General features: G+C 65.2%; 24 protein-coding genes. 18 read left to right on the top strand and 6 right to left on the bottom strand.

Annotated elements, in window-relative coordinates:
• Positions 1–205: 205 nt before the first annotated feature.
• Positions 206–1,051 carry a 16S rRNA (cytidine(1402)-2'-O)-methyltransferase gene (gene rsmI / locus Q8R75_RS11485; protein WP_305613348.1) on the bottom strand — a complete coding sequence of 282 codons (846 nt, stop codon included), beginning with the start codon at positions 1,049–1,051 and terminating at the stop codon, positions 206–208.
• A 119-nt stretch (positions 1,052–1,170) separates the two neighbouring features.
• On the opposite strand from rsmI, the gene Q8R75_RS11490 reads away from it, so the two are divergent.
• The 4 genes from Q8R75_RS11490 to Q8R75_RS11505 all read left to right on the top strand — a co-directional run bounded on the left by Q8R75_RS11490 (position 1,171) and on the right by Q8R75_RS11505 (position 3,230).
• Positions 1,171–1,533: a YraN family protein gene (locus tag Q8R75_RS11490; protein ID WP_305613342.1), complete on the top strand. Its 363-nt coding sequence runs from the start codon at positions 1,171–1,173 to the stop codon at positions 1,531–1,533.
• Positions 1,517–1,903: an HIRAN domain-containing protein gene (locus Q8R75_RS11495; protein WP_305613343.1), complete on the top strand. Its 387-nt coding sequence runs from the start codon at positions 1,517–1,519 to the stop codon at positions 1,901–1,903. The genes Q8R75_RS11490 and Q8R75_RS11495 overlap by 17 nt, the downstream gene beginning before the upstream one ends.
• Before the next feature lie 86 nt (positions 1,904–1,989).
• Complete coding sequence (locus tag Q8R75_RS11500; RefSeq protein ID WP_305613344.1) at positions 1,990–2,580, top strand: phosphoheptose isomerase; 591 nt, start codon at positions 1,990–1,992, stop codon at positions 2,578–2,580.
• Entirely contained in the window at positions 2,580–3,230 is a 651-nt protein-coding gene (locus Q8R75_RS11505; protein WP_305613345.1) for a BON domain-containing protein, read from the top strand. The genes Q8R75_RS11500 and Q8R75_RS11505 overlap by 1 nt, the downstream gene beginning before the upstream one ends.
• A 24-nt stretch (positions 3,231–3,254) precedes the next feature.
• Here the strand turns inward: Q8R75_RS11505 and Q8R75_RS11510 are convergent, their stop codons facing one another.
• From Q8R75_RS11510 to crcB, 3 genes are all read right to left on the bottom strand, one after another.
• Complete coding sequence (locus tag Q8R75_RS11510; RefSeq protein ID WP_305613346.1) at positions 3,255–3,692, bottom strand: nuclear transport factor 2 family protein; 438 nt, start codon at positions 3,690–3,692, stop codon at positions 3,255–3,257.
• 86 nt (positions 3,693–3,778) lie between these two features.
• Positions 3,779–7,909, bottom strand: coding sequence for an ATP-dependent RNA helicase HrpA (hrpA, locus tag Q8R75_RS11515; RefSeq protein ID WP_305627268.1), 4,131 nt, complete (start codon positions 7,907–7,909; stop codon positions 3,779–3,781).
• Positions 7,910–8,264: 355 nt separating this feature from the next.
• Positions 8,265–8,642: a fluoride efflux transporter CrcB gene (gene crcB / locus Q8R75_RS11520; protein WP_305612493.1), complete on the bottom strand. Its 378-nt coding sequence runs from the start codon at positions 8,640–8,642 to the stop codon at positions 8,265–8,267.
• A gap of 416 nt (positions 8,643–9,058) precedes the next feature.
• On the opposite strand from crcB, the gene Q8R75_RS11525 reads away from it, so the two are divergent.
• From Q8R75_RS11525 to Q8R75_RS11540, 4 genes are all read left to right on the top strand, one after another.
• A complete protein-coding gene (locus tag Q8R75_RS11525; RefSeq protein ID WP_305627270.1) occupies positions 9,059–9,577 on the top strand; it encodes a sigma-70 family RNA polymerase sigma factor in 519 nt (172 codons plus the stop codon).
• Positions 9,574–10,323, top strand: coding sequence for a DUF3379 family protein (locus Q8R75_RS11530; RefSeq protein ID WP_305627272.1), 750 nt, complete (start codon positions 9,574–9,576; stop codon positions 10,321–10,323). Before Q8R75_RS11525 ends, Q8R75_RS11530 begins: the two co-directional genes overlap by 4 nt.
• Before the next feature lie 173 nt (positions 10,324–10,496).
• Complete coding sequence (locus Q8R75_RS11535) at positions 10,497–11,384, top strand: catalase family peroxidase (RefSeq protein WP_305612498.1); 888 nt, start codon at positions 10,497–10,499, stop codon at positions 11,382–11,384.
• An 89-nt stretch (positions 11,385–11,473) separates the two neighbouring features.
• On the top strand, positions 11,474–12,043 hold the full coding sequence (locus tag Q8R75_RS11540; RefSeq protein WP_305612500.1) for a sigma-70 family RNA polymerase sigma factor: 570 nt from the start codon (positions 11,474–11,476) through the stop codon (positions 12,041–12,043).
• A 53-nt stretch (positions 12,044–12,096) separates the two neighbouring features.
• Here Q8R75_RS11540 and Q8R75_RS11545 read toward each other — a convergent pair whose 3' ends face one another.
• Positions 12,097–12,294 carry a hypothetical protein gene (locus Q8R75_RS11545; RefSeq protein ID WP_305612501.1) on the bottom strand — a complete coding sequence of 66 codons (198 nt, stop codon included), beginning with the start codon at positions 12,292–12,294 and terminating at the stop codon, positions 12,097–12,099.
• Positions 12,295–12,355: 61 nt separating this feature from the next.
• On the opposite strand from Q8R75_RS11545, the gene Q8R75_RS11550 reads away from it, so the two are divergent.
• The 9 genes from Q8R75_RS11550 (at position 12,356) to Q8R75_RS11590 (ending at position 21,438) form a co-directional block, all read left to right on the top strand.
• A complete protein-coding gene (locus tag Q8R75_RS11550) occupies positions 12,356–15,673 on the top strand; it encodes a DEAD/DEAH box helicase (RefSeq protein ID WP_305612502.1) in 3,318 nt (1,105 codons plus the stop codon).
• Between the two features lie 169 nt (positions 15,674–15,842).
• Positions 15,843–16,142, top strand: a complete 300-nt coding sequence (locus tag Q8R75_RS11555) for a type II toxin-antitoxin system RelE/ParE family toxin (protein WP_305612504.1) — start codon at positions 15,843–15,845, stop codon at positions 16,140–16,142.
• Entirely contained in the window at positions 16,139–16,456 is a 318-nt protein-coding gene (locus tag Q8R75_RS11560) for an addiction module antidote protein (RefSeq protein ID WP_305612505.1), read from the top strand. Before Q8R75_RS11555 ends, Q8R75_RS11560 begins: the two co-directional genes overlap by 4 nt.
• A gap of 278 nt (positions 16,457–16,734) precedes the next feature.
• The gene (locus tag Q8R75_RS11565) at positions 16,735–17,571 is read left to right on the top strand and encodes a DUF6236 family protein (protein ID WP_305612506.1); all 837 of its coding nucleotides are present in this window, start codon (positions 16,735–16,737) and stop codon (positions 17,569–17,571) included.
• Between the two features lie 184 nt (positions 17,572–17,755).
• Positions 17,756–18,220 (top strand): hypothetical protein, encoded by a 465-nt coding sequence (locus Q8R75_RS11570; protein ID WP_305612508.1) that lies wholly within the window; start codon positions 17,756–17,758, stop codon positions 18,218–18,220.
• A 177-nt stretch (positions 18,221–18,397) separates the two neighbouring features.
• A complete protein-coding gene (locus Q8R75_RS11575; protein WP_305612510.1) occupies positions 18,398–18,703 on the top strand; it encodes a BrnA antitoxin family protein in 306 nt (101 codons plus the stop codon).
• A 274-nt stretch (positions 18,704–18,977) separates the two neighbouring features.
• Complete coding sequence (locus tag Q8R75_RS11580) at positions 18,978–19,412, top strand: DUF3592 domain-containing protein (protein WP_305612512.1); 435 nt, start codon at positions 18,978–18,980, stop codon at positions 19,410–19,412.
• A gap of 458 nt (positions 19,413–19,870) precedes the next feature.
• Complete coding sequence (locus tag Q8R75_RS11585; RefSeq protein ID WP_305612514.1) at positions 19,871–20,110, top strand: helix-turn-helix domain-containing protein; 240 nt, start codon at positions 19,871–19,873, stop codon at positions 20,108–20,110.
• 2 nt (positions 20,111–20,112) lie between these two features.
• On the top strand, positions 20,113–21,438 hold the full coding sequence (locus tag Q8R75_RS11590) for a type II toxin-antitoxin system HipA family toxin (protein WP_305612516.1): 1,326 nt from the start codon (positions 20,113–20,115) through the stop codon (positions 21,436–21,438).
• A 50-nt stretch (positions 21,439–21,488) separates the two neighbouring features.
• Here the strand turns inward: Q8R75_RS11590 and Q8R75_RS11595 are convergent, their stop codons facing one another.
• Positions 21,489–21,941 (bottom strand): hypothetical protein, encoded by a 453-nt coding sequence (locus Q8R75_RS11595; protein ID WP_305612518.1) that lies wholly within the window; start codon positions 21,939–21,941, stop codon positions 21,489–21,491.
• Between the two features lie 408 nt (positions 21,942–22,349).
• Between Q8R75_RS11595 and Q8R75_RS11600 the strand changes: the two genes are divergently transcribed.
• The gene (locus Q8R75_RS11600) at positions 22,350–22,769 is read left to right on the top strand and encodes a DsrE family protein (RefSeq protein WP_305612520.1); all 420 of its coding nucleotides are present in this window, start codon (positions 22,350–22,352) and stop codon (positions 22,767–22,769) included.
• The last annotated feature ends 25 nt before the right edge of the window (positions 22,770–22,794 follow it).

Genomic DNA, 22,794 nt, shown 5'->3' on the forward strand with positions numbered 1-22,794 from the left:
CGCTCCTGCGAAAAACGTCACCAGTTGCAAAGCCTTCACGGTTTTCGTAGGAGCCTGCCCCGCAGGCGATCCCGGTCTCCGAACACGTGACTCGGCTTGATCAACGCGCCTATCGCGGACGGGGTCCGCTCCTACGAAAAACGCCGCCAGTTGCAAAGCCTTCGCGGTTTTCGTAGGAGCCCTCCACGGCCGGCTCTGCGTGCGATCACACTGCATCCTCGTCCTGCGGCGCATCCGTGCCACGGGCCATTGCGTGGTCGTACAGCAACTTGCGCGGCGCGCCGGTGATGGCCTGCGCCACCTTCACGGCGCGACTTGGCGGCAGCTCTTCGAGCAGCAGATCCAGCGTGCGACGCGCCGTGGCGTCCAGCCCCTCTTCCGGCTGCGCCGCCGCGAGCAGCAGCACGAATTCGCCACGCTGGCGGTTCGGGTCGGCGGCCAGCCATGCAGCCGCATCCGATACCGGCAGCCGCACGATCTGCTCGAACAGCTTGGTCAGTTCGCGGGCGATCACCAATTCGCGTTCCGGCTCGATCACTGTGGCGATATCGTCGATGCATTCTACGATGCGGTGAGGCGCTTCGTAGAACACGAGCACGCAGTCCTGTTCGCGCATCGATTCGAGCACCTTGCGTCGCGCCGCCGACTTGACCGGCAGAAAGCCTGCGAAACGGAACTGTGCGTCGAGCAGACCGCTGGCCGACAGGGCCACCACGGCGGCACTCGGGCCGCTGATCGGTATCACGCGAAAGCCGGCGTCCTGCACCGCGCGCACCACCCGCGCGCCGGGGTCGGACACCGCCGGCGTACCCGCATCCGACACCAGCGCCACGCGCCGGCCGTCGCGCAGTGCCGTGATCAGGCGCTCCGCACCGCTGCGCTCGTTGTGTTCATGCACCGCCACCAGCTGGGCGGTCAGCCCGAGGTGGCGGGCGAGGCGCGACGTTTCCCGCGTGTCCTCGCAGGCGATCAGGTCGGCCGCGCGCAGCGCCGCGATGGCGCGTGCCGACAGCTCGCCCAGATGGCCGATCGGCGTGCCGACGACATACAATGCCGATGTCGTAAATTCTCGCGCGAGGTCATCATGGGGCGTCACGGCATCGGTCATGGGGCACTTTCCTGCGGGCGGGCCGCCATTCTGAGCGTGGCAGCGGTCCGCCACAAGCCGGCATGACGCTGCGCGCCGCGCACGGCGCCGCAGCCGAGGCGCTGGCTGCCCGTCATCTCGAAGCGCACGGCCTGCGGGTGATCGGCCGCAACTTGCGCTGGCCGGACGGCGAACTCGATCTGGTGTGCGAACACGGTGACAGCCTCGTTTTCGTAGAAGTGCGCCTGCGTCGCGATGCGCGCTTCGGCGGTGCAGCCGCCAGCGTCGGCCCGACCAAGCAGGCGCGGCTGATCCGCGCCGCCCAGCACTATCTGGCCGAACAGGGCCGGCGTGCGCGCCAGCGCCCGGCACGCTTCGACGTGGTGGCGCTATCCGGGCTCGACGGCAGGCATATCGAATGGATACGCGATGCGTTCGGCCTGTAGCGTGCTGGCCCTGCTCGCCTCGTTCGCTGCTGACCTCGCGTCCGCCCAGAGCCTGCGCCTGCTGGCGCAGCGCTCGCCGCTGGCCGGTGCACAGTTCCACCAGCTGCATGCGGTGCGTCCGGCCCTGCGCGAAGGCGATGCGCTGACGCTGGAACGCGAACCCGACAACCGCCATGACCGGCGCGCCATCCGCGTGCTGTGGCGCGGCCACATGCTGGGCTATCTGCCGCGCGCCGCCAATTTCGAGGCGGCAGCCGAAATGGATGCCGGACAGAGACTGAGTGCACGTATCGGCCGGCTGACCGACGACCCCGACCCCTGGCAGCGCGTGCGTATCGACGTGTATGTCGAACTGGTGCCCTCGCAATGAAAAGCGGCTTCGTTTCCGGCTGTAAGTAAACGGGGCAACACAAGGGATATTGGTAACATCCGCGCTTCACCCTGCCCTGTGTCCTCATGAACCTGGTTTCACGCATTTCCGAGCATTTCTTCGACAGCGCGCAAACCAAGCTTTCGTCGGTCGAATTGCTGGCGGCACCGATCGGCGATGCCATCGAACTGATGGTGTCCAGCCTGATGGCCACTGGCAAGATTCTGGCGTGCGGCAACGGTGGTTCGGCGGCCGACGCGCAGCATTTCGCCGCCGAACTGGTTGGCCGCTATGAACGCGAACGACCCGAGCTCGCAGCCATCGCGCTGACCGTCGACACCTCCATCCTGACCGCTATCGCCAACGATTACGGCTACGAACAGGTGTTCGCGAAACAGGTGCGTGCGCTCGGCCAGCCGAACGACGTGCTGCTCGCACTGTCCACATCGGGCAATTCGGGCAACGTGATCGAGGCCATCCGCGCCGCGCACGAACGTGAAATGCGCGTGGTCGCGCTGACCGGCCGCGGCGGCGGACGCATCGCCGAAATGCTTACCGAACGCGACATCCATATCTGCGTGCCAGCCGAACGCACGGCACGCATCCAGGAAGTTCACCTGCTCACCCTGCATTGCCTGTGTGACGGCATTGATTGCATGCTTCTAGGAACCGAATGATGACCCATACACCGATCAAGACCACCCGCGCGAAACTCGCGCGTCCGTTGCTTATAGCCGCACTTGCCGCGGCCTGCGTACCGATGCTTCAAGGCTGCTTTCCGATCGTCGCGGCCGGCGCCGGTGGCGCTGTGCTGTCAGCGCTCGATCGGCGCACCAGCGGTACCCAGGTCGAAGACGAAGGCATCGAACTGCGCGCCAACTCGCGCCTGCGCGAAAAGCTCGGCAGCCGCGCCAACATCAGCGTCACCAGCTACAACCGCAATGTGCTGCTGACCGGCCAGGTGGCAGACGAAGCCACGCGCACCGAAGCCGAAGCCATCGCGGGCAGCGTGCCGAACGTACGCGGCATCAGCAATGAAACGGCGATCGCCGGTGTGTCGTCGCTGACCCAGCGTTCAAGCGACGCGGTCATCACCTCCAAGGTGAAGGCGCGCATTCTCGATTCGCAGCGCGTGTCGGCCAACCACGTCAAGGTCGTGACCGAAGGCAGCAAGGTCTACCTGATGGGCCTGCTGACCGAAGCCGAAGCGAACGCCGCCAAGCAGGTCGCTGCCGCCACTGGTGGCGTCGCCAAGGTGGTCGCGATCATCGAGATCGTCAGCCCTGAAGAAGCACGCCGGCTGGACCAGGCAGGCGCCCGCAAGTAGGCGCAGGTTGATCGCCGGGCGTCGTCAGAGGCCCGGTACCGCGAGCCTGCGGCGCAGCCAGCGCATCGCGCCGCCGATCACCGGCAGCTTTTCGTACAGCTCCTGCGCGGCATCCCAGTAATCGCGATGTTCGGCGACGCACCCCGCGTCGTCGAAGCGCAGCCGCGTCGCGCCCACGATCTGCAGCGCCTGCCCGCGCATCGTGAAATGCATCGTCCAGTCCAGCCACGCCGTATCGCCTTCGCTCATCGCCGAGTGCACCTCGAAGCGCGGTGAGTCGACCTGCTCGAACATGTGGCTGAAAATGCGCGCCACCGCCGCCCGCCCCCGCACATCGTTGAACGGATCGCGGAAGGTGGCGTCGGCCGCGTACAGCGCAGCGAGCCGGTCCACGGTGTCCAGCGTCAAGGCTTCGAACGCCGCGATCAGCGCGCGCAGGCGCAGGTCGGTGTCAGGAGACATGTCGTGTCATTCCGGAATCTTTCCCATCGGCCATTCTTGCAGAGAGTGACCGTGGGGTGCATTTGTGGGTGTGGGCGGCAGGCCGGTCAGGCCCGCGCACGCGACTCCCATATCTTCTGCAGCCGTTTCACCGACACCGGCACCGGGGTGCGCAGTTCCTGGGCGAACAGGTTCACGCGCAGCTCTTCGAGCAGCCAGCGGAACTCATCGATGAACGGATCGGCCACGCCGGCGCGGGCGCGGACGATGCGTTCGCGGTCCCACAGGGTGGCCAGTGACTGCCAGTCGGCCAGCGCGCGGGCGTCGCGTTCCGGGTCGGTGCGCAGCTTGTCGATGCGCAGCGCGATCGCCTTCAGATAGCGTGGGTAGTGGGTCAGCCGCTCGAACGGCGTACGTTCGATGAAGAACTTGCCGACCAGTGCATCGAGTTGGGCGCGCATGTCGGCGCCGGCATCCGGATGCGCCTTCAACGCGATGAGCTTTTTGCTCAGCGCGGCGTATTCGGTCAGCACGCTGCCAGCGAGCCGGCCGATTTCCTGCGCCACCAGCGAAATGCGCGGCCGGGCTTCGTCGCGGCGCGCGGCAAAGCTCGCAGCATCCTGCGGCCAGGGGTCCATCATGCAGCAGCGGTCCATCGTGGCGGCAACAAGCTGCGCGCGCAACTCCGGCTCGCTGCCCAGATTCATGTACTGCATCGCCATGTCGCGCAGGCCGGGCAGGCTCTTTTCGATGTACTTCACCTGATCGCGCAGCTCGAGCGCAAACAGCCGACGCAGGCCGCGCCGGTGCACCTCCAGCGCAGCCTCCGGCGTGTCGAGCACGCGCAGGCTGACCGACTCGCCTTCGTCCTGCAGCGCCGGAAAACCGATGACGCGACGACCGGCCACTTCGACTTCCATCAGTTCGGGTAGCGGCCCGAAGGTCCACGCGCGATAGCGTTCGTCGCCGGCGGTCTGCTCGGCGACCGCCGGGGCGGCCGGCTCGGCTGCAGCGCGGCCCTTCTTCGTCGGCTGCGGCACCGGCGCCTTCGCCACCACATCGCGTGCGCCGAGCGCAGACAGCGCGTCGGCCATGCTGCCGCGCGCCGTCGCGGCCTTCGCGGCCACCGCCTCGTTGTGCGCCGCAGCCGGTGCACTTGCCGGCGGGCGAGCCGCGTCCGCCACGGGTGCAGCCGGCGGCAGCGCGATGCGTGCCGACTCGAAACGACGCGCCACCTCGTCCTTCAGCCGGGTGCGCAGTTCGGCCAGATTGCGCGACTGGCCGAGCACCCGGCCGTGCTCATCGACCACCCGCACATTCATCATCAGATGCGCCGGCAGGTTTTCGGCACGGATGGCATCGGACGGCAGCTTCAGGCTCACCTTCAGTTCGATCGCGCGCGCCAGCGCCTTCACCAGCGGTTCGGCCTGGTCGTGTTCCTGCGCGATGAAATCGGCGACGAAACCGGCCACCGGCTGCAGACGATGGCGCAGCTTCGGCGGAATGGTCTTGGCCAGCTGCAGCACTTTCTCTTCGATCAGGCCGGGCACCAGCCAGTCGAGCCTGGCCGCCGGAATCTGGTTCAGCAGCGTCAGCGGCACGGTCAGCGTGACGCCGTCGTCGGCCGCGCCCGGTTCGTGCCGGTACTCGAGCTTCAGGCGCTGGCCCAGCAGATCCATCTTGGCCGGGAAGCGCTCGCTGCTGACGCCGGCCGCCTCGTGGCGCATCAGCTGTTCGCGCGTGAGATGCAGCAGCTTCGGGTTTTCGCGCTCGGCGTCGCGCCGCCAGCGCTCAAAGCCGCGCAAATCGATCACGTCCGCGGGCACGATGGAATCGTAGAAGGCGTGAATCAGCGATTCGTCCACCAGCAGGTCCTGGCGCCGCTGCTTCTCTTCCAGCCGCTCGATCTGCGCGATCAGGTCAAGGTTGTGCTGCAGGAATTTCATCTGCTTCAACGCGATGTCGGTCACGTCGCCATTGACCAGCCCTTCGCGGATCAGCAGTTCGCGCGCCAGCACCGGGTCGGTCTTGCCGTACTGCACCGCCCGCTTGGCATACAGCGTGATGCCGTGGATGACGCCGCGCTCCCAGGCGACCGTCTCGCCGCGGCTTTTCGACCAGTGCGGCTCATAGGTCGAGCGACGCAGCAGATGGGCGCCCACCTCCTCCACCCATTCCGGTTCGATGCGCGCGATACAGCGCGCGAACAGCCGCGTGGTTTCGACCAGTTCGGCGGTCATGATCCACTTGCCGCCTTTCTTCGCCAGCGCCGAGCCCGGATGCGGCCAGAACTTGATGCCGCGTGCGCCCAGATACGGCGGTTCGCCGGCGCGCGCGTCTTCGATGCGCAGTCCGAGATTGCCGAGCAGGCCGGTCAGCAGCGCGCGATGCAGCGCATCGAATTCGGCCGGCCGTTCGTTCTCCTTCCAGTCGTGCTCGGCACACAGCGTGTGCAGCTGGGTGTGCACGTCGCGCCACTCGCGCATGCGCATCCAGTTCAGGAAGTTGGCGCGGCACCACTCGCGCTGCTTGGCCTGAGACTGGTGATGCCACACCTCGTCGAACGCCGCCCACGCCTTCAGATACCACAGGAATTCGCTGCGTTCGTCGGCGAACTTCGCGTGCGCCTGATCGGCTGCGCCGGCCCGTTCTTCGGGCCGGTCGCGCGGGTCCTGCACCGACAGGCCGGCGGTGATGACCAGCACTTCCTTCAGGGCGCCGTGGTCGCGCGCCGCCAGAATCATGCGCGCCACGCGCGGGTCGACCGGCAGCTTCGCCAGTTCGCGGCCGAGCGGCGTCAGATCGCGCGCCTCGTCCACCGCGCCCAGTTCCTGCAGCAGCTGATAGCCATCGGCGATGGCGCGCGGCGCTGGGCGGTCGATGAAGGGGAATTCCTCGACGTCGGCCAGACTGAGCGACTTCATGCGCAGGATGACGCCGGCCAGCGACGAGCGCAGGATTTCCGGGTCGGTGTGCGCCGGCCGCAGGTTGAAATCCTCTTCGTCGTACAGCCGGAAGCACACGCCGCTCGACACCCGGCCGCAGCGGCCGGCGCGCTGCTTGGCAGCCGACTGCGCAATCGCTTCAACTTGCAATTGCTCGACCTTGTTGCGGTAGCTGTAGCGCTTCACGCGCGCCAGACCGGTGTCGATCACATAGCGGATGCCCGGCACGGTGAGCGAAGTTTCGGCCACGTTGGTGGCGAGAATGACGCGCCGGCCGTTCGAACCCTGGAACACGCGCGACTGTTCCTGCGCCGACTGACGCGCGTACAGCGCCAGCACTTCCGGCTTCACGCCGGCCAGCCGCGTGTGGTGCTTGCGCAGCGCCTCGGTGCATTCGCGGATTTCCCGCTCGCCCGGCATGAACACGAGCACGTCGCCCGGGCCCGTCGAGAAGGCCTCGTCCACCGCGTCGCACACCGCGTCATACAGGTCGCGGTCCTTCTGCGCCTCGAACGGCCGCCAGCGCATTTCGATCGGGTACAGCCGGCCGCTCACCTCGATCACCGGCGCCGGCCTGTCGCCCTGCGCGAAGTGGTTGGCGAAGCGCTCGGCGTCCAGGGTGGCGGAGGTAACGATCACCTTCAGGTCGGGCCGGCGCGGCAGCACCTCGCGCAGATAGCCGAGCAGGAAGTCGATGTTCAGGCTGCGCTCGTGCGCCTCGTCGATGATCAGCGTGTCGTAGGCGGCCAGCCAGCGGTCGCGCTGCGTTTCGGCAAGCAGGATGCCGTCGGTCATCAGCTTGATGCGGCTGTCTTCCGACGTGCGATCGGTGAAGCGGATCGCGAAGCCGACTTCGCGGCCGAGCGACACGTTCAATTCCTTGGCGACACGGTCAGCGGTGGCGCGCGCCGCGATGCGGCGCGGCTGCGTATGGCCGATCAACCCGCGCGCGCCACGGCCCAGTTCGAGGCACAGCTTGGGCAGTTGCGTGGTCTTGCCGGAGCCGGTTTCGCCACACACGATGATGACCTGATGCGCCTGCAGCGCGGCCGCGATTTCGTCGCGCCGCGCCGACACCGGCAACTCTTCCGGGTACTCGATCTTCGGCGCCGACGCGCGCCGCGCCGCGACCTTGGCCTGCGACGCCGCGACGCGTTCGGCCAGCTTTGCCGGCCACTTGTCCGGCGCGCGTTGCCCCGGCGGCAGTTCGCGCAGCGCGCGGCCGATTGCCGCCGCATCGCGGCTCATGCAGCTTTCGAGAATGGCGTTCAGATCGGGGGGCGGCACAGTCATGGGGCGGGACAGCGATCCGCCAGCGGCGGAAAGGGCGACATTGTCGTTGAAAGGCAGGCCGACGGGCGGTTGGGGTGGGTGGTGTTGGTAGTCGGCGGGCCGGGGGTGGTGTTGGGCATCGCCTTCGGCTCACCCCAACCTACAAAAGCGTGACGAGTCCGTAGGTTGGGGTGAGCGCAGCGATGCCTAACATCCGTCGTCGCACCCCGCGCCCACGCCGTAGGTTGGGGTGAGCCGAAGGCGATGCCCAACACCCGCCCCACCGCACCGCGCACCCGCCCACGTAGGTTGGGGTGAGCGCAGCGATGCCCAACGGCGGCCTGTCACCCTCGACACCCCCATCCCCGGCGCACGGCTAGCCCACGACGTTCTTCCACATCCACCAACCGAGCGCGGTCATGGCGAGCGAACCGATCACGTGCGCGGCCACGGCGACGAAGGCCCACATCGTGTCGCCGCGCTGGAAGAGCGAAAACACCTCGCCTGAAAAGCTCGAAAAGGTGGTCAGACCGCCCAGAAACCCCGTTGTACAGAGCAGTTTCACATGCGGCGGCACATCCGGCACCGACTGGAAAACAGCCAGCGCGACACCCATCAGCAAGCCGCCGACCATATTGGCCGCCCACGTGCCGAGCGGAAACCCGGCGAACAGCGGATTCAGCGTCAGGCCCAGCCCCCAGCGCAGCCAGGCACCGAGCGCCGCACCGCCGCCCACGGCAAGGAAGTTCTGCATGTCGCGCAGCCGGAGTCATTGAAGGCGCTCATTGTAAAGACAGGCAAGTCCCTGCACGAGCCATCCACAGTTTGCTCTGCTGCCGATTCCGTCTTCGAGACGCCACATCGCTTGCTCAACGTACGTATCGCGGACAGGGTCCGCTCCTACGAACGGCAACACCGTCGCGGTTTTCGTAGGAGCCTGCCCTGCAGGCGATCCGGTCTCCGAGATGCGGCAGCTCGTGATCGACGTGCGGATCGCGGGCAGGGTCCGCTCCTACAAACGGCAACACCGTCGCGGTTTTCGCAGGCGCGTTCAATGGCCAGCCGTCTGCGGGCGGCGAGCAGTGGCCGCTCGCTCGGCCTGTCACACGATGTAAGGTTGCGCACCCGCCACGGGTCTGTAGGCTTGTCAGCTCATCCCCGGACGACGTCGTGATACTCGGATTCAGCAAACGCAAAAGCTTCGAACAGGCGGTGCGCGCCTTCAGCCCGGACCTGTACCGGTTCGCCTGGTGGCTGTGCCGCGACAAGTTCGTGGCCGAAGACCTGGTGCAGGAAACGTTTGTCCGCGCCTGGAAGGCGTGGGACGACATCAAGGATTCCAACGCCACCAAAAGCTGGCTGATCACCATCGTGCGGCGCGAGCACGCCCGGCTGTACGAACGGAAGCAGTTCGATTACGTCGATGTCGAGCTGGAAGACCTGCAGATCGCCGCCGACCACGAACCGATGGAGCTGTTTGAAACGGAAAACCTGCTGGGCAGCCTGCCGCTGACCCTGCGCGAACCGCTGGTGCTGCAGGCACTGGGCGGTTTTTCATGTGCTGAAATCGCCACCATGCTCGACACCACCGAAGGCGCCATCATGACCCGCCTGACCCGCGCCCGGCAGGCGCTGCGCAGCACGCTCACCGCCCAACCGGGCACCGCCGGCCGGAGGGCCGAATCATGAGCGCCGACGGCTTCAACTGCATCGACTTCCGGCGCGAAAAGATGTCCGATCCGCGCCGCCTGACCGAACTCGCGGAAGAACACCTGATCGCCTGCGCCGGCTGCCAGAGCTTCTCGCGCCGGGTCAATGCGCAGGAGCGCGCGCTGCAGCAGGCGGTGAGCATCGACGTACCCGACGGTCTGGCCGAACGCATCATCGTCGCCGGCCGCAGCCAGACGCGCACGCCGTACAAGCTGTGGGCGCTGGCGGCCAGCCTGGTGCTGAGCGTGGGCATGGGCGCGCAGTACTGGCACGCCGCGCCCGACCGCGACCGCATCGCGCTGGCAGTCGAACACGTGATGCACGAGCCGCAGGCGCTGATGAGCACGCGGCTGATCGAACCGGAACGGGTGGCACAGGTGTTCGAAAGCTTCGGCGCCGAAGTGCGGGTGCCGCTGGCGTCGGTGCGTTACGTGAAGCTGTGCCCGGTGCCGGGCGGCACCGGCTGGCACATCGTGTTCGACACCGACAAGGGCCCGGCCACCCTGCTGCTGCTGCCGCAGAACACCGCGAAAAAGGCTCGCGTGCTGACCGCGTCGTACGGCGGCATGGGCGTGCATGTCGAGCCGGGCGGCCAGGGCATGTTTGCCGTGGTGGCCGGCGACGAGGAACAGGCCCGCGCCGCGGCCGGCATGCTGCACCGGCACGTGAGCTGGCAGGTGTACACCGCGCACGGCGGCGACCCGGGCGCTCCGAAAAGGCTGTAACGAAAAGGCGTTTCGCGCGACTACATGGCGAGGGCTCGATGCCTTCGCATACCCTTCCTCACTCGAACGGAGTCGCCATGAAACGAAAGACCCTCCCCTTTTCCGCCACCGGGCTGCTCCTGGCTGCTGTCGCCTCGATACCGCTGCAGGCCGCCGAGCCGACACCGGCCGACATGGTCGATGCGCTCAACGGCGTCTTCGGAAAGCATGCCGGTGCCCGCGGTTCGCACGCAAAAGGTTTCTGCGCGCGCGGCACTTTCACGCCCGCGCCGGCAGCGGATAGCTTCGCAAGCAGCCGGCTGCTGTCTGCGATGCAGGTGCCGGCCGAAGTGCGTTTCTCGATCGGCGGGGGCAATCCGCGCGTCTCCGACAAAAGTCGCTCGGTGCGCGGCATCGCTGTGAGACTGACGGGCCCCGAAGAAGGGTGGGACATGGTCTTCATTTCCGAACCCGTGTTCTTCGCTGCGACGCCGGCTTCCTTCGTGAGCTTCCTGAAAGCGCGCGTGGCAGATCCAGCCACGAAGAAACCGGACCCGGCGCGCATCAAGGCCCACAACGAACAGTATCCGGAGGGCACACGGCAACCGTCGATGCTGGGGGCACACGCAGCGCCGGCCTCGTATGCGAGCACGCCCTATTTCTCCAATCACGCCTTCAAATTCATGGCGGCCGACGGCCGCTCGACTTGGGCACGGCTGCAGTTCGAGCCGGTATCGGGCACCCGCCATCTGAGCGAGGCCGAGGAAAAATCGCTGCCCGACGACTTTCTCGAACAGGAGTTCAGAGACCGTCTCGGCAGCGGCAGCGCCGATCTGGATCTTTACGCGCAACCCGCCGGCAGCGGCGATTCGCTCACCGACCCATCGGTGACATGGTCGAACGGGCCTGCCAGGGTGCTCCTTGGCCGGCTGTCGCTCGATCGATACAGCGGTCAGGACTGCAATGATCGGGTGTATGTGCCGACCCGGCTGCCGGCGGGGGTCGAGCCGTCCGACGACCCGGTTCTTCGGGTGCGCGCCGCCGCTTACGGGGTCTCGAACGCCCGCAGAGCGCAACCTTGATCGCTGCGGTCGTGTCGGCCGCAGCGTCCGGCTGTGCTGCCGGAGCGGCTGGCCGGCAGCACAGCACGAATCATGCATACTGCCGGCCCATGACCCCACTGTCCCAGCCGCGCGCCGACACGCTGGAGGAACACCGACGATTCCTGCTCAACCTTGCCGCGCTGCAGCTGGGGTCGCGCGACGACGCCGATGACGTGGTTCAGGACACGTTCGCTGCGGCACTCGGCGGCCTGGCTGGCTTCTCCGGCGAGGTGCCCGTTCGCGCCTGGCTGGTCGGCATCCTGCGGCACAAGATCGTCGATGCCATCCGCCGCCGTGTCCGCTACGTCCGTCTCGACCCCGAGGACGTGCTGCCGGACGATGAAGCCGAGTTCGACGACCACTTCACGACAGACGGCTGCTGGCATCCATCCGTGCTCAATGACAGCTGCCCGGAAGCGTCTTTGGCGCACCGCGAACTGCTCGAACTGATCGAACTGTGCATGCAGAAATTGCCCGCCAACACCGCCCGGGTGTTCCTGATGCGCGAGTTCCTTGATCTCGACTTCGGCGAAATCGCTGCGCAACTCGGGCTGACCGAAGGCCACCTGCGGGTACTGCTCTACCGCGCCCGCATGCGTCTGCGCGACTGCGTCAGCCGCGGCTGGAGTTGTCCGTGAGTACCGCTGCCCCCGCGCCGGCCGGCGGCATAAGCTGCCGTGACAGCACCCGCCTAGTGTCGGAAATGCGTGATCGTCCGCTGGACGGCGCGGAAACGAGGCAGCTCGAGACCCATGTCACGCAGTGCCCGCACTGCCGCATCGCCGCGCAGCAGTTCGCTGACCTGTTCGCTCGCGTCGATCTGTTGCTGGCGCGTGCGCCGAAGGGCGATCACCGGTAGCAGCAGGCGCTGCAGGTAGCGTGTCGTCACGGTACTGTCGGACGCAGGGTTTACAATCCGGCGTCGCTTTTTTCCTGCACCGCGCTTCGCAATGGAATTGACCCGCCTGCTTTCGCAGCTCGACGACCGCATGCTCGGCGAGCTGTTCTCGGAAGAGACCATCGTGCGCGGCAGCGGCTATGTGTCGCGGGTGGGCGACATCGAGGTCAATGGCCCGACGCTGCGCGCGCTGGTGCGCGGCTCGCGGCCGCAGCCGTATCAGGTGTCGGTGCGGCTGGAGCGGCGCGAATACTTCGGCAAGCTCACGCTTGAAGTGGCGTCGCGCTGCAGTTGCCCGGTCGGCAACCGCTGCAAGCACGCGGTCGGCCTGCTGCTGGCGGCCAAACAGCAGGGCGAGCTGATCGAAAAGCCGCGCGCTGAGATCCTGCGCTGGGCGCAAACCCTGGGTCAGCGCCTGGCCCGGGACACCAGCACCGCAACGAAGAAGCGCAGCAACCCGGTGCGCGACGCCATCATCTTTCTGGTCGCGCTGCGCGGCACGCAGGCGCCCGAGTTCCGGCTGCTCAAGGCGCGCCTGACGCGCGACGGCGCCTTCAGCGGCGACGGCCAGCCCTGGTTCAATTACGAACAGGCGCTGCTCAAGCCACCCTCCTTCGTGCACGAAAGCGATCTGCCGGTGTTCCGCGTGTTGCGCGACGCCATCCGCAAGCGCCACAGCAGCACTTTTGTACCGTTCGAACTGCGTGGCAGCGACGGGCTGGGCGTGCTGCGCAGCGCGCTCGAAACCGGTCGCACCTATGTGCTGGACAGCGGCGGCGACGGCCTCGTCCACCTGCTGGCGGCCGGCGAACCGCGCCCCGGCCAGCTCGAGTGGCAGACCGAAAGGCTCGGCGTGCGCGCCCTGCTCGCCTGCACGCCACCGGCCAGCACGGTGCTGCCGACCGAGCCGCCCTGGTATGTCGACGCCGGCAGAGGTGAAGCCGGCGAAGTGCTGCACCCGGACCGCGCCGCACTGATGGCGGTGCTGGAACTGCCGCTGCTGTCGCCGGCCGAGTTGCCGCTGGTGGCCGGGGCGCTGGCCGACGTGGCGCCCGCGCTGCCGTCGCCGCTCGGTCGCGACGCCGCCAACTTGCCGCTGCTGACCGAGCCGCTGCGCCCGGTGCTGCAGCTGCAGAGCCTCGCCGTGTGGCATGTAAAGCCGCATCGCGGCTACGACAAGGCGCTCGGCCACACGCTGTACGACCTCGCCACCGTGTCGCTGCACTACGGGCAGGCGCGCTTCGCAGCCACCGATTCGTCCGATCTCGCCACCCTGCCGAGCGGGCGCGCGGTGCGCGTCCAACGCGATCTGGCGGCCGAAAGCCGCGCGCTCGCGCTGCTGAGCGAGGTCGGCTTTGCGCCGCTGCAGGCGCGCTGGCTGCAGATGTTCGACCCGCTGCCGGTCGGCGCACTCGGGCTGGAAAGCGAAGCCGCCTGGGCGCGCTTCTTTTCCGCCGAAGCCGGCACGCTGACCCGCGCCGGCTGGCAGATCGAGTGCCCGCCCGACTTCCGCCACCGCGTGCTGGTGGTCGACGAGTGGTACGCGGATCTCGACGAGAACGAGAACGGCTGGCTCGAACTGTCGCTCGGCATCGACGTCGGCGGCCGCCGGCTCGATCTGGCGCCGCTGCTGTACGCCTTGTTCAAGCGCGACGGCCGCTGGCTCGACCCGGTCGCGCTCGACCGCATGCGCGACGAAGACGCGACCGAACTGCAAACGCCGGAAGGCGAGCGCATCGTGGTGCCGGCCGGGCGCATCAAGCCGCTGGCGCGCACCCTGGTCGACCTGTTCGACAGCCCGACCGCCGGCGCGCTGCGCGTGTCGCGCATGGACGCCCCGCGCCTGACCGAGGCGCTCGATGCGAAGTGGACGCGCGCCGGCTTCCAGTCGCTGGAAAAGTGGGTCGAGCGGCTGCGCGGCATGAAGGGAATCGCGCCGGTCGCCGAGCCGGCGGGCTTCGGCATCGAACTTCGCCCCTACCAGCGCGAAGGGCTGGCCTGGCTGCAGCATCTGCGGGCACACGATCTGGGCGGCATCCTGGCCGACGACATGGGGCTGGGCAAGACCGCCCAGGCGCTGGCCCACCTGCTGACCGAAAAACTCGCCGGCCGGCTCGACCGCCCGGCGCTGGTCGTGCTGCCGACTTCGCTGGTGTTCAACTGGCAGCGCGAAGCCGAGCGCTTCGCGCCGCAGCTGAGCGTGCTCAAGCTGCACGGCGCCGACCGCAGCGCGCTGTTCAACCAGATCCCGCAGCACGACGTGTGCCTCACCACCTACCCGCTGCTGTGGCGCGACCACGAAAAGCTGGCCGCGCACGACTACCACCTGCTTATCCTCGACGAGGCGCAGACGGTGAAGAACACCGGCAGCCAAGCGGCAAAGGCGGTGCGCCTGCTGCGCGCACGTCATCGGCTGTGCCTCACCGGCACGCCGATGGAAAACCATCTGGGCGAGCTGTGGGCGCAGTTCGACTTCCTGCTGCCCGGCTTTCTCGGCGAATCGAAGGATTTCACGCGCAGCTGGCGCACGCCGATCGAAAAGCACGGTGACCTCATCCGGCGCGAACTGCTGGCGCGACGCGTCGCACCCTTCATCCTGCGTCGGCGCAAGGACGACGTCGCGAAGGAACTGCCGCCCAAGACCGAAGTGCTTCGCACGGTCGAACTGACCGGCCGCCAGCGCGACCTGTACGAAACGGTGCGCGTCGCGATGGACAAGCGGGTGCGCGAAGAAATCGCCAGCCGCGGCTTCGCGCGCAGCCGCATCGTCATCCTCGACGCGCTGCTCAAGCTGCGTCAGGTGTGCTGCGACCCGCGCCTGCTGAAGACCGATGCCGCGCTGCGCGTGAAGGAACGCGCCAAGCTCGACCTCCTGATGGACATGCTGGAAAACCTGCTGGCCGAAGGCCGCAAGGTGCTGGTGTTTTCGCAATTCACCGCCATGCTCGACCTGATCAAGACCGAACTGGACGACGCCGGCATCGGCTCGGTCATGCTGACCGGCGACACCACCCACCGCGAAGCCGTCGTGCGCCGCTTCCAGGAAGGCACCGTGCCGGTGTTCCTGATCAGCCTGAAGGCCGGCGGCGTCGGCCTCAACCTCACGAACGCCGACACCGTCATCCACTACGACCCCTGGTGGAACCCCGCCGCCGAAAACCAGGCCAGCGACCGCGCCCACCGCATCGGCCAGGACAAGCCGGTGTTCGTCTACAAGCTCATCGTCGCCGGCAGCATCGAAGAACGCATCGTCGCCCTGCAGGAAAAGAAGGCCGCCCTTGCCGAAGGCATCCTCGGCAACGACGAGGCCGCGCTGGAGAAGTTCGGGGAGACGGATCTGGCGGCGCTGTTTGAGCCGCTGGCGGAGTGAGGAAGCTGGCAACAAGCACCTCGGCATTTCGGCCGATGTCTGCCGCGCACGCTGCGCCTGACAATCCAGCTGTCTGAACCCGGTTGTCGGCCGCGGAGCACCCTCCGCCGGCTCACCACCCCTCCATTGCCCACCTGTAGCCCAACGGCTACACTTCTCTGGTGTGATCATGCGCGTCGAAAAGACCGACGAGTATCGCGACTGGATCGACAGCCTCAAGGACGTGACCGGTCGCGCGCGGATACTGATGCGCGTCGACAGGCTGATCCACGGCAACCCGGGCACGCATCGCAATCTGACGCACGGCGTGTCCGAACTGAAGATTGATGTTGGACCCGGCTACCGTGTGTATTACACCCAGCGCGGCAACGTCCTGCTTCTACTGCTGGTCGGCGGCGACAAGTCGACGCAGGAGAACGACATTGCACGCGCGATCCGTCTGGCCCGAACCTGGGGAGAACAAACATGACCGCCGAAAAGACCCTTTCACCGCCAAAGGCGAACACATCGCCCTATGACGTTGCAGATCACCTCCGCACGCCGGAAGACATGGCGGCCTACCTCGACGCCTGGCTTGAAGGCGCGGACGACGACATCTCAGGCATCGCGCGCGCCCTCGGCGATCTCGCCCGTGCCAAAGGAATGAGCCAGGTCGCGCGGGACACCGGACTGAGCCGTGAAAGCCTTTACCGGGCGCTGAGCGAAAACGGCAACCCGAGCTTCGGCACCGTGCTCAAGGTAGCGCGGGCGTTGGGGGTGAAGTTGCGTGCGGTAGCAATGTGACCATTTTGCTTACGAGCGAAAAAACTCCACCGTAGGCAAAGGCCCTTCCGCACATTCTGTGGTTGAAGGTCGAGAAGTCTTTGTCATAATACTGGAGCCGCGAGGTGCGGTTTTTGCGCGAATTTTAAGGTCGGAATATGGAGCAGAATTCCGCGCAAGGCATTGATACGGAAGCGCATTCCGGAAAATGAATGTTATTGAGCCGAAACTAGCTGGCCATTTAACCAGAAAACTTTCGCCCGAAAACAAATTTGGGCTTTACTTGGCTAGGAGAAACCGTGGCAGATAAAAGAGGAATTGTCATTTCCCCGCCTTTCGTAGTGTTACCTGAGGGTGGAATCTCATGCGGAGGTAGCCCGTCATCTGCCGACTTGCGTAAATACTTGTTGTACTGGGACGAGATTGACTACCCCGACAACAATTTCGTTTCCATCGGTGTAGACCCTGACATGGAATTTCTTATTTCTGCAGGCGTCGCAGCTCGAACTCGTGTCCAATTTCAGGGCGCAATGTCGTCGGGAAATGGGGAGTTTTTTCTCTTAGCTCAGCAAGCTGTGTTTGAGAGACGCGACAACGAAAACCCCGGGCTATGGTCGATCGCCCAGCTATCTGATGCGCCGTATTTCGCGAACTCACGTCCTGTCACTGCGATTGAATACCAGCTTTGGAACACCTTGCCAGTCCCTCAAGACGATGTCCCATTAAGTGAAATTCTCGAATTCAAGGCTCGCCGACGAGATGAGTTAATTGCACTTCGCATTTACCTTGACGAACTCTATCTTTCCGTGACATCTGCGTCAGATTTGCCGCGCGCAAAGACGTCAGCCATATTGAAGCTTGAGGTTGCTCTAGCCGAGGTTGATAGAGCGCTAGGAGAATCCGGAATTTCCAAAACGTTTTCGTCTTTGCGCGGATTCATCGCGGGTGAATTCACGAATATCGCCGGCACAGGCTTGGGAGCTGCAGGTGTCGCGCCGTTCATAGGAATGTCGCCCCTCATAGCAGGCGCGATTGGGGCTGGCATTGCGTTTGCGATCAAACCCGTTCTTTCACCGAGGTCGCGTAAAGAGGCCCATCCCCTCACTTATGTTTCTAGTGTTCGCAAAGAGTTATAAGCAGCCCAACACTGTGCTCCAAGGGACGTTGCGCGATGCAGCCGCGCAGCGCCCCTAAGCTTGAACGTTGAGGCTGTAGAAAAACCTGTCCTCTTGAAAATCGGACCATGGAAAATCAAGCACTTGCAGCGCGCAAAATCCTCATGAATAGAGTTTTTCTACAGCCTCGTTGGGCATCTAAAAAATGATCCCTTTGGACCGCCTTGTCGCTCTCCGAGATCAATATCTGCAACTCGTTCGACTAGAAATCGATGAGTTTGGCGTTAAGCCTACAGAAATTCGGCACCTTATCGGTCGCCTAGGGGAGTTTGAGTGCGCGCTCATGATCGGCGGAACACTGGCTCACAGGGCTAATCAGCACGGCTTTGATGTTATTTCAAAAGAAGGCCGAAAAATCAGTGTCAAGACCACGGCTCAGAAGAGCGGTTTTGTCGCCATCTCGGAAAGAACCCTCCACTACGCAGACGACCTCATGCTGCTCCAATATATCGGTGGCGGTCTCGTGACAATCTACTATGGCTGCATAAAAAATGCAGTTTCAGTAGCCCGCATCTATGACGGGGTAGGAAAGTTTGAGCTTGACATTTCAAAGGCCAGAACCCTTGCGCGCAAGCTTGAAGCTTCGGGTACCCAACAAACCGGTCTCTAGCGAACCGAGCCAACTTCGCTGTCTGCCGTCCGCTGACCTTCTGAGTTTTGCCTCACAGGCTGGTGAGAAACCCTTGAATCCTTCCGGGAAGCAATAGGGGACGTAGCAACATTTTCTCGGTGGCGGACTATACGCCGCGTGGCGCGGATCGCCATGTATTCAGCATGAGGAAAGCAAATGACCGCGAGCAAGCGCGCATCGGGCCCATCCTTGGGCTCTGATCTGAAGCGGGTCGACGGGCATGTCATTCAGCCGGCCGAATACGATGAACTGCCTGAACTCAACGATGAAATGCTTGCGCGTGGAAAGGTGAATCGAGGCGGGCGACCCAGATCCGCGAATCCGAAGAGGCTGATTTCGATTCGTCTGACCGAGGATGTCATTCAACGCTGGCGGGCCACAGGCCCGGGGTGGCAGACCCGTATGGCAGAGAGCCTCAGCAGGCTCGCGCCAACGGGAAGCGGTGGACAAACCGGGGAATAAGCACATACCCGTGATAGTCCCCACCGAGCAGGCAGAGGACCGACGCCAAGGTTTCTCCGCCTGTCTCGAACGGCTACAAAGAGGCCTCGCTGATTTCTGCCGCTGCTTCGGGCAGGATGTCTACGCCCCCGAGCGGGTCACAGGGCGTTCCGCGCTCGATCGTACGCTGCGCAGCCAACCATACTGCTGGGCAGACCTCGCCGCTCTTGCCGCCTGATGTTCGCCAACCGCGGTAGCGAACGTCACCCGAACTCGTATCCCAACGCCCGACACCATGAACTTCAGCCCGATCAGAATCATGTGGAACGACTGGCCGGCGCTGGCGTCATGGGTGGCGATGCCGATCACCTGGGCCATCCATTGCGGCTTCCCGTACCTGTACGGTGGCGCCGCGGCCTTGCCGCTGGTGCTTCCGGTCGGGGTGTCCGTCGCGCTCGTCGCCGTGCTCCTCTGGCGCATCAAGCGTGTGGCCGATCTGTTCGCGCGCGGGGTGGCGGTGAGCGGCACGGTGACCGACCTGATGATTGCAAAGGATCGCGGGCAGTTGGTGTTCGAATTCGAAGCCCCCGGCACGCGGGTTCGAACATGGATGCCGATACACAAGACCCGTGACGTGCTGTCGCTCGCCATCGGCGACCGCGAGGACGTTCTTTACGACGCGAATAAGCCGACTCGAGCCATCGTCAAAAGCCTGTTCGTCGCGAGATAGGGAACGACATGGGAGCTCAGCACCATTCCGTGCCGCGACCATCCGCGTCGGTCATCGCGAAGATATGCCTGACAGACCGGCTTCCCGGCGTATTTTTCCGGGTACGGCTGCCCCGGGTTTCGCGGAGCTTGCGCGCGATTTTTCGCGCATCCTTGCCCACCTTGCGGAGATCAAAGTCCGGGCGCAGGAAAGACGCATCCTCGACATCGTCGCCGCCCTCGACGTACTCGAAAACAACCCGCTGGTTCGTCGCCCGACATATGGCGCTGTACCGATAATCGGCGAGGTCGACAGGGTTTTCGTATGGGCCACATCCGCAGCGAGCGCGAGGCCGGCTATCGAGACTGACTCGCCCTCTCGCCCATGAAGCGCAAGAAGATTTCAATCGCTAAAATCGATAACTTGCATTTATCGAGAAATTCGATATTGTTTGATTATCGTTATTGGCGATAAACGTCATGCCCCGATTGATCACTGCACATCAGGCCGGACAGATACTCAGCGCCAGGCGCAAGGCGATGGGCCTGTCACAGGCGGCGGCGGCCGCAAACCTTGGCATCAGCCAGAATCGCCTGTCTGAACTTGAAGCGGATCCGGCGCGCTTGACACTGGACAGGTTGCTCTCCCTGGCAAGCCAGCTCGGATTCGAAGTCGTGCTCCAGGAAAAGACGCCGCCCACCGACACCGGCGAGTGGTAGCCATGGGGCGCCGCTCGCACGCTCGCGCCCTGAACGTCTGGGCCAACGGCCGTCTGGTTGGTCAGTGGCGCATGCCCGGCCGTGGCCCGACCGAATTCCAGTACGAAGCAGACTGGGTCAACGCCCCCGACGGGCGCCCGCTGTCCTTGTCGCTGCCGATGACGCCGGACAATCTGCCGCTGCGCGGAGACCGTGTCCGCAACTACTTCGACAACCTGCTTCCGGACAGCGACCGCATCCGCGCACGGCTGCAGTCCCGGTTCCACACCGACAGTACCGACGCGTTCGACCTGCTGCAGGCGATCGGCCGCGATTGCGTCGGGGCGGTGCAGCTCCTGCACGAGAACCGTGCGCCGGAAGAGGTGTTCAGCATCCAGGTTGAACCCCTCGACGACGCGGGCGTGGAACGCATGCTTGCAGGCGCATTGACGACCTCGACCTTTGGGCAACAAGCCCACGAAGACGACGATTTCCGGATTTCCATCGCCGGTGCCCAGGAAAAGACCGCGCTGACCCGGCACGACGGGCATTGGTGTCGCCCCCTGGGTGCCACGCCCACGACGCATATCTTCAAGCTGCCACTGGGGCTGGTCGGCAACCGCAAAGCCGACATGCGCACCTCTATCGAAAATGAATGGCTGTGCGCGCAGATACTCGCCGGATTCGATTTGCCGGTCGCGCCGTGCGAAATTCACCGGTTCGGAGACCAGAAGGCACTGGTCGTCGAGCGATTCGACCGCAAGCTCGCCAGCGCGGGAACGTACTGGCTCCGTCTTCCACAGGAGGATTTCTGCCAGGCGACCGGCACGCCTGCAAGGGCGAAATACGAGGCCGACGGCGGCCCCGGGATGATCGAGATTGCCGGCATCCTGCAGGGCTCGGAAGCACGCGAAAAAGACCTGGCCACACTGCTGAAGGCACAACTGCTGTTCTGGATGATGGCCGCCACGGACGGCCACGCAAAGAACTTCTCCCTCTTCCTGCTGGCAGGGGGCCGATTCCGCCTGACACCGCTCTACGATGTCCTGTCCGCCTGGCCGGTCACCGGAACCGGCCCGAATCGACTCGACCGCGAAAAGCTGCGCCTCGCCATGGCTGTGCGGGGAAAGAATACACACTATCGCCTGCACGACATCCAGCGCCGACACTTCATCGAAACCGGCAGCCGGTGTGGCCTGGGCTCAGGCATGGAGCAGATCATCGATGAGGTAAGCGGGCACTCCGAGGCGGTGCTGGAACAGATAGGCCGAACGCTTCCACCGGGTTTCCCGGAGGACGTTTTCATTGCGCTTGCGGAAGGTCTGCGGGCTTCTGCCGCCAGGCTTTAAGTCCGCGCCACGCCCGCCCGCTACCGCAGCACTGCGCACAGGCGCCCTCCCTATGCCTTGCCCCCACCCGCACCCACGATCAGATTGAACACCTCTCGCGCCAGCAGCAGTTCCACCAGCACGCCGCCGCGCAGCGCGCTGATCGGCCGGAACACGCCGCCGTGCGGTTCGAGCGCGGCCTTGGGCGCCTCGAAAGTGGTGAAGCGCAGCAGATGCACCCTGACCGGGCCGGTTTCGGTGGACACCCAGTGATTGAAATCGCATGCCCGCACCACCTCGGCCGGATTGAGTCCCAGCCTTTCGATGACCGCCGCCTTCACCGCCTCGCCATCGTGCGCAGCCGCGGGCTCATCGGGCGCTGACGTCAGTTCGGCGGAAGCGGGAAGCCCTGCCGGCAGAAGCAGTGTTTCATTCCACTTCGCAAACACGAGCGCGGTGCTGTAGCTGTCGAAATGCACGAGCATCACGCGATTCTTGATCAGCACGTCGTCCTGAGTATCCATGGTTCATTCCCTTCCGTCGGGCAAGAAAGTCGACCCGACGTCAGGCTCGCTGGCCGTTCCGACGGCGTCGCTCGATGTACCGATCCAGTGCGCCGGCGTCCGCCGGACCTGGATGGGGTGTGCACCGTTCGTGGCAGACCTCGCTGCACACGCGGGAAGTATGCAGGCTGGCCGGAGCAGTGCAGCATCGGTCACGCCGACACAGCGCGCTGCGTCGCCCCGCCATTCCAGGGCCTGTCACGACGTGGAAAGTGGCGGTGGTGCAGTAATGAGTGCCCGACGAGGAACGTCCCCTTCGCAAGGCTGTCCCGACCAAGGCGGTGCAATGCGCGATACTTATGGGTGCAATGCGCCGTGCAAGCGGTAATTCGCGCCTGTCACCCTTGATCTATCGTGGAAGGAAACCTGATGTCTTTTGCCTCACGCCTGCTGCTGCCGATTGCGCTGATCGTCGCTGCAGCGGGCATGCCGGTGTTTGCCGCCGAGCCCCCGTCGCTGTTCCTCAACCTGACCACTGACAATTCGCAGCGCTCGGAAACGGGACTCATCTTCGCGCGGGACCAGATGGCGCGCGGCCACGCGCTGACCGTGCTGCTGAACGACCAGGCCGTGCGCATGGGCAGCAGCACCAACCTGCGCAACTTCGTCAATCAGCAGAAACTGCTGCGCGAACTGATGGGCAAGGGCGCCGTGGTACTGGTGTGCCGCGTGTGCATGCGCCACTACGGCGTGACCGAAGCCAGTCTGATGCAGGGCATGCAGCTCGACGACCCTCAGCGGGTCGGCGAAGCGCTGTTCCGCGACAACACTCGCTCGCTCACCTGGTAGGTGCCCCGCGTGCTCAAGCCTGGCG

This window comes from Methyloversatilis sp., from assembly GCF_030696805.1.
In the GTDB taxonomy this organism is placed as follows: domain Bacteria; phylum Pseudomonadota; class Gammaproteobacteria; order Burkholderiales; family Rhodocyclaceae; genus Methyloversatilis.